At 69.0% G+C, this 6,000-nt stretch carries 1 protein-coding gene; it reads left to right on the top strand.

Annotated features, from left to right (window positions below):
• The first annotated feature begins 150 nt into the window (after nucleotides 1-150).
• Nucleotides 151-5,928, top strand: coding sequence for a hypothetical protein (locus tag ACE3O8_RS05850; RefSeq protein WP_374387751.1), 5,778 nt, complete (start codon nucleotides 151-153; stop codon nucleotides 5,926-5,928).
• Nucleotides 5,929-6,000 lie beyond the last annotated feature (72 nt).

Raw genomic sequence — 6,000 nt, 5'->3', positions numbered from 1 at the left:
CTGGCGTCGGGCAGCAGCGTCACCTCGATGGGCAGCGCGGCGGCCATCATCATCCAGTCGCTGGGCGGCGCCGGCGGGCACCAGAATGGCAGCGGCCGGGCGGCCGACAATGTGGGGGAATCGGCAGGAACCGGCGGCGGCGCCGGCGCCATGACCGTGCACATCGACGGCTCGGTTTCCTCGTCTTCCGGGGATGGTGTCAGCATCACCGCCAGGGGCGGCGATGGCGGATCCACCGACAGCGTCACCTCTGGCGGCGCGGCCAGCGGCACCAAGGGCGGCAATGGCGGCAATGGCGCCACCTCGATCAACTTTGAATCGAGCGGCATGATCGGCGTGGGCGGAACCGCCATTTCGATCATCAATTCGGGCGGCAACGGCAATGGCGGGGCCTATGCGGGGGCCGGCGCCGTCGGCAAGGGCGGCAACGGCGGCGCCGGTGGCAACGGGGGTGGCATCACCGCCGCCGCCGCGCAGATCATCCAGGGCAACATCGGCATGACGCTGGCTGCCAACGGCGGAAGTGGCGGCAACGGCGGCTCTGCCGACGGCCTGGGCGGAACCACAGGCGGCGCCGGGGGCGCAGGCGGCACCGGCGGGTCGATCGGGCTGACGCCGGCCGGGGCCGTTGTCGGCCTTGCATCGGGCATCACGGCGGCGGCCGACGGCGGCGCAGGTGGCAATGGCGCGTCTGCGGGCGCCATCACCAGCAAGGGCGGTGGCGGCGGTGTCGGTGGGGCAGGCGGTTCCACGACGATCACGCTGTCGGGCCAGACGACTTCGATGGCATTTGGCGTGCAGGCATCGGCCAATGGCGGCAATGGCGGCGCAGGCGGCAAGGCGACGTCTGCCACGGATTCCAACGGGGGCAGCGGCGGCACCGGCGGTGCAGGCGGCAGCGGCTCCGGCGGCGCCACGGTGAACCTGCTGGCAAGTGGCTCGGTGACAACCCAGGGGCAGGATGTTCCCACCCAAACCACCGTCATCCCCGGTATCCTCGTCCAGTCCAACGGCGGCGTCGGCGGTGCCAGCGGTTCCGAAAGCGCGGTTGCCGGGCAGGCTGGCGGCGCGGGCATCGGCGGGGCGGGCGGGCTTGCGGTTGCCAACATCGCGGGCAATGTCACGACCTCCGGCTCCTTTGCGCATGGCGTGATGGCGCAGAGCGTCGCCGGCATCGGCGGCGGCGCCGGCCACACGGGCGATGTGTGGTCCACCGGCGGCGCCACGGGCGGCCAGGGCGGCAATGGCGGGACGGCCACGGTGACAAGCACGGGCGGGACGGTCACGACGACGGGAACCGGCTCGATGGGCATCATCGCCCAGAGCGTCGGCGGCGGTGGCGGAGCTGGCGGCAATGCCTCGTCCAACGAGGATTCTCTCGGCGGCGATGCCGGGGCGGGCGGCAATGGTGGAGCCTCCACGCTGACGCTGGCGGGCACCGTGATCACCCGCGGCGATCAGGGCGGAGCCGCGCTGTCGCAAAGCATCGGCGGCAGCGGCGGCGTGGGCGGCAGCGCCAACGGCAATGGCGTGGAAGTCACCGTCACCATCGGCGGCGATGGCAACAATGGCGGCACGGGCGGTGTCGCCAACGCCACCAACAGCGCGCTTCTCACCACCTTCGGAGCCAAGTCGGGCGGATTGATGGCGCAGAGCGTCGGCGGGGGCGGCGGCAATGGTGGCGCCGGCATCGGCAAGACCAATGGCACCAACCTTGCCGTGAACGTGACCATCGGAGGCAGCGGCGGCAATGGCGGCAGCGGCGGGCAGGTGACGCTCACCAACAATTTCCAGGTCACCACCTACGGCTCGGACTCTTATGGCGTGAAGGCGCAAACGATCGGCGGCGGCGGCGGCGAAGGCGGCGCCGCATCCGGCACGGCCAAGGCGACGGCAGGCGGCGACGCCAATGCCATCTCGATGACGGCCTCCATCGGCGGCTCGGGCGGCAGCGGCGGCGACGGTTCCTCCAGCCCACTTCTGCTCACCAACTACGGCTTCGTGGCGACGGCAGGCGACGGCGGCATCGGGCTGATGGCGCACAATATCGCGGGCGGCGGCGGCAACGGCGGCGATTCCTCGGCGGCCTCCTATTCCGACGGCACGACCACGTCGAACACCACGAGTATCACGTTGGGCATGGGCGGCTCCGGCGGCGTGGGCGGAACGGGCGGGCAATCGACGCTGAACAACAAGGCGCTGGTGCTGACACTGGGTGAATCCGCCTATGGCATGCTGGTGCAATCCATCGGCGGCGGGGGCGGCCAGGGCAGCGGCGGGGATTCCTCTGCCAGCACCACGCCCAGCAACCTTACCGGCAAGTTCGTCGTGACCCTGGGAGGAAACGGTGGCGGCGGTGGAACCGGCGGCGCGGCCACAGGCGACAATGCGGGCGGCATCGCCACGGCGGGCGACGGCGCGCGCGGGATGATGGTGCAGTCCATCGGCGGCGGCGGCGGCGCGGCCGGCGGCGCGGCCGGCAAGGCAAACGGCGCCGGTGGGCTCTCCATCGACGTGACGCTGGGCGGTTCGGGCGGCACCGGCGGCGTGGGCGGCTCCGCCAGCGGGTCCAACCATCTGGGCATCCAGACGACGGGCGCCGATGCCGACGGCATGTTCGTGCAGAGCGTTGGCGGCGGCGGCGGAAGCGGCGGCAAGGCGGCCTCCACCAATGGCGGCGCAACCGATGCTTCCGATCTCAACCACCAGTTGCAGACGGGGTTCCAGAAGGGCCTCAACCTGAAGGAAACGGTGACGCTGGTCGCCGGCACGACCGACGTCTATCAGATCGGCGACGGCAAGCTCGCCAGTGTGAACGGCATCTCGGACCTGCAGAAGGTGCTGAACTCCACCAAGGTCGCAACCGTCAGCGACGACGACGGCGATGGCAGCACCACCGGCTCGCTGACGCTGAACCTGAAGATCGGCAACAGTGGCGGCACGGGCGGCAACGGCGGCACGGCGACCGCCTATAACGAAGGCGCGATCCGCACCAACGGCGGCAAGTCCGATGGAATCTTCGTGCAGTCGGTCGGCGGCGGCGGCGGCGCGGGCGGTGCGGTCACCTTCACCGACAGTGCCAAGAACACCGCGAGCATCGTGCTGGGCGGGCAAGGCGGCGCGGCCGGAGACGGCAACAGCGTCCTCCTCACCAACGCGGCCGAAGCCGAAGTCTATACCTCTGGCGCCACCTCCAGCGCGCTGGTTGCCCAGAGCATCGGCGGCGGTGGCGGCAAGGGCGGCATCACCGCCTCCAAGGCCGGAGCGCTCAGCAACCTGACCGTCACATTGGGCGGCACCGGGGGCAGCAGCGGCAGCGGCAAGGACGTGACGGTCAACACCGACGTCAGTTCCTATCTCGGCACGCAGGGCAAGAACGCTGTCGGCATCATCGCGCAAAGCGTCGGCGGCGGCGGCGGCATCACCTCGGTGCTGTCCAAGGACCAGACCGGCCCGGCCGGCGATCCCGATCCGTCCAGCGCCGATGTCTTCGGCTTCCATCTCAGCTTCGGCGACACCAACGCCAGCACGTCGAGCGACGGCGGCACCGTCACCGTTGGCGCCCCGACGGAAAACACCGCCTTCGGGATCGGCAAGATCACCACCGCCGGCCGCAACGCCTATGGCATCCTCGCCCAGTCCGTGGGCGGCGGAGGCGGCATCGTGCAAGGCGGCAATCCCACCGGCACATCCTTTTTCGGCACTGGCACCATGAAGGGCAACGGCAACACGGTTCAGGTGACGGTGGGCAATGCCCTCTCCACATCGGGGGTCGGCGCGGTCGGCGTGTTCGCGCAATCGATCGGTGGCGGCGGCGGTCTGGTTGGCGACACCGGATGGACACAGCAGCGCCAGGCCTTTGCCGAGAACGGCACGCACATCGGCAACGGCGGCAACGTGAGCGTCACGATCGATCCGCTGGGCAGCATCACCACCAGCGCACCGAACACGCCCGGCATCTGGGCCCAGTCGATCGGCGGCGGCGGCGGCCTCGTCAACACCACGACCGGCCCCGCCTATGCCGGCAGCGCCGGCGGCACCGGCACCGGCGGCACCATCGACATCACCGTCAACGGCAAGCTCACTGTCACCGGCATCGCCTCCAACGGCATCCTGGCGCAGAGCCTCGGCGATTCGACTTCCACCTCGCCCATCACGGTAACGATCGGTGCCACCGGCAACCTGCAGGCCGGGGTCGCCACCCAGCCGCAATATGGCGACGGCACCTCCGCAGGTGTCTATATCGACCATGGCGGCCTAACGGCGGCAACGCCGAACAAGGTCACCAACAACGGCACGCTGTTCACCTATGCCGCGGGCACCAACTCGGTCGCGGTTTGGAGCACCGGCGGCTACACCCAGGTGTTCAACAACGGCACCATGGGCGGCGACATCCTGCTGCAGAACAATGGCGGGCAGGGTTGCTTCACCAACGGCACCATGGCCAACGGCCAGCCTGCCTCCTTCGTTTCAGGCGATTCAGTCGCGGTCGGTGCCTGCGGCGTTTCGAACTTCGGGATCATCCACATAAAGGGCTCGACCACCGGAACGACAACCATCACCGGAGACTACACCGGCCATGGCCAGCTGATCTTCGATGCGGACTTCGCCGGAGGCACCGCCGACAAGCTGGTCGTGAACGGCAAGGCGCGGATTGGCGACACCCTCACCATCCAGCCCAGCAGCATCAGCAACCGCTCGGCAAAGCTGCTCATGGCAACCGACACTCTCACGCTCGATCCGTCGCTGGCGATGGCCGACAGCAGCCACCTGTATGACTTCAAGACGCAGGTTGCGGGCAACGAGCTGTCGGTGATGCCGGTCGCCAACTTCGCGGCCAAGGCGTCGGGCTTTGGCGCCAACGAGAAGGCGGTGGCGGCAAATCTGCAAGCCCTGTTCGATGGCGGCGCGTCGGCCGATCTGGCCTTCACCCGGCTGCTCGGCGTGGCCGATGATGCCGGTTACGCGGAGGGTCTCGGCTCTCTGGCCGGTCAGGGGCTGGGGGCGTTCGGTGCCTTCCGCTTCAACAGCAGCCGAACCTTTGCCGCCAACCTCTATGGCGGCTGCCAGGAGCTGCAGCTGCAAAGCCGGACGGCCGACCGCTGCTTCTGGGGACGGGCCCTGCTGAACACCACCACGCAAACGGCGGGAACCGACACGTTGGGCTACACGGCCGACGCTTTCGGCCTGCAGAAGGGGATGCAGCTGCCGCTTTCGGACAACCTCGCCCTCACCGGCTCGATTGCCTATGAGAACACGAAGTTCCGCGACGGCAGGGGCAGCGCCCGTATCGCCGGGGACTCGCTGGTGGGTGGGCTCGGCCTGCTGTTCACGCCGGCCCGATGGGAACTCTCCGCCGGGATCGACGCCGCCTATGGCTGGTACAAGTCTCAGCGGACGATCAACCTGGGGCTGACGGAACAGGTGAATGCCAGGCCCGAACAATCCCAGGTGGGCGTGCATGTCCGGGCGGCGATCAATGTGCTGGATGGCGACAGCATCTTCCTGCGTCCCTTCGTTGAAGGCCATGCCATCCATGTTTCCAACAAGGCCTTCACCGAAATGGGCGCTTCGCCGTTCCGGCTGGCAGTCGAAGGCCAGTCCGACACCGCCTTCATCAGCACGGCCGGGCTGGAGATGGGCACGAAGCTGCCGATCTCGACAACTGTCACGCTTCGCCCGTTCGCCAGCGCGGCGCTGGAATATGGCAGCCCGCGCAGCTGGACGACGACTGCAAGGTTCGCCGACCAGCCGCAGGGCGACAGCTTCGACCTGAAAACGGCGGGGCCGGAAACGCTGGGCCGCTTCAGCATCGGCGCCGACCTTCTGGGTGCAAAGAACGTCGCCTTCTCCGTCCAGTACGCGCCCGAGCTGGGCAAGGGCTTCACCTCCCACTCGGGAACGGCGCGGCTGACCATCGCGTTCTGACCTGAAGATGCCTTGCCGGCCACCTCCTGCGGAATGACTCCGCGCGGGTGCCCGGCAAGGCCGCATCTTCAA

Source organism: Sandaracinobacter sp. (assembly GCF_041909755.1).
In the GTDB taxonomy this organism is placed as follows: Bacteria; Pseudomonadota; Alphaproteobacteria; order Sphingomonadales; family Sphingomonadaceae; genus Sandaracinobacteroides.
The sequence above is the reverse complement of the archived record's forward strand: the minus strand, read 5'-3'. Positions and strand labels throughout refer to the sequence as shown.

Excerpts from the sequence above, each read along its gene's own strand:
- ACE3O8_RS05850 (WP_374387751.1), top strand. The coding sequence starts at position 151 with ATGACCGTGCACATCGACGGCTCGGTTTCCTCGTCTTCCGGGGATGGT.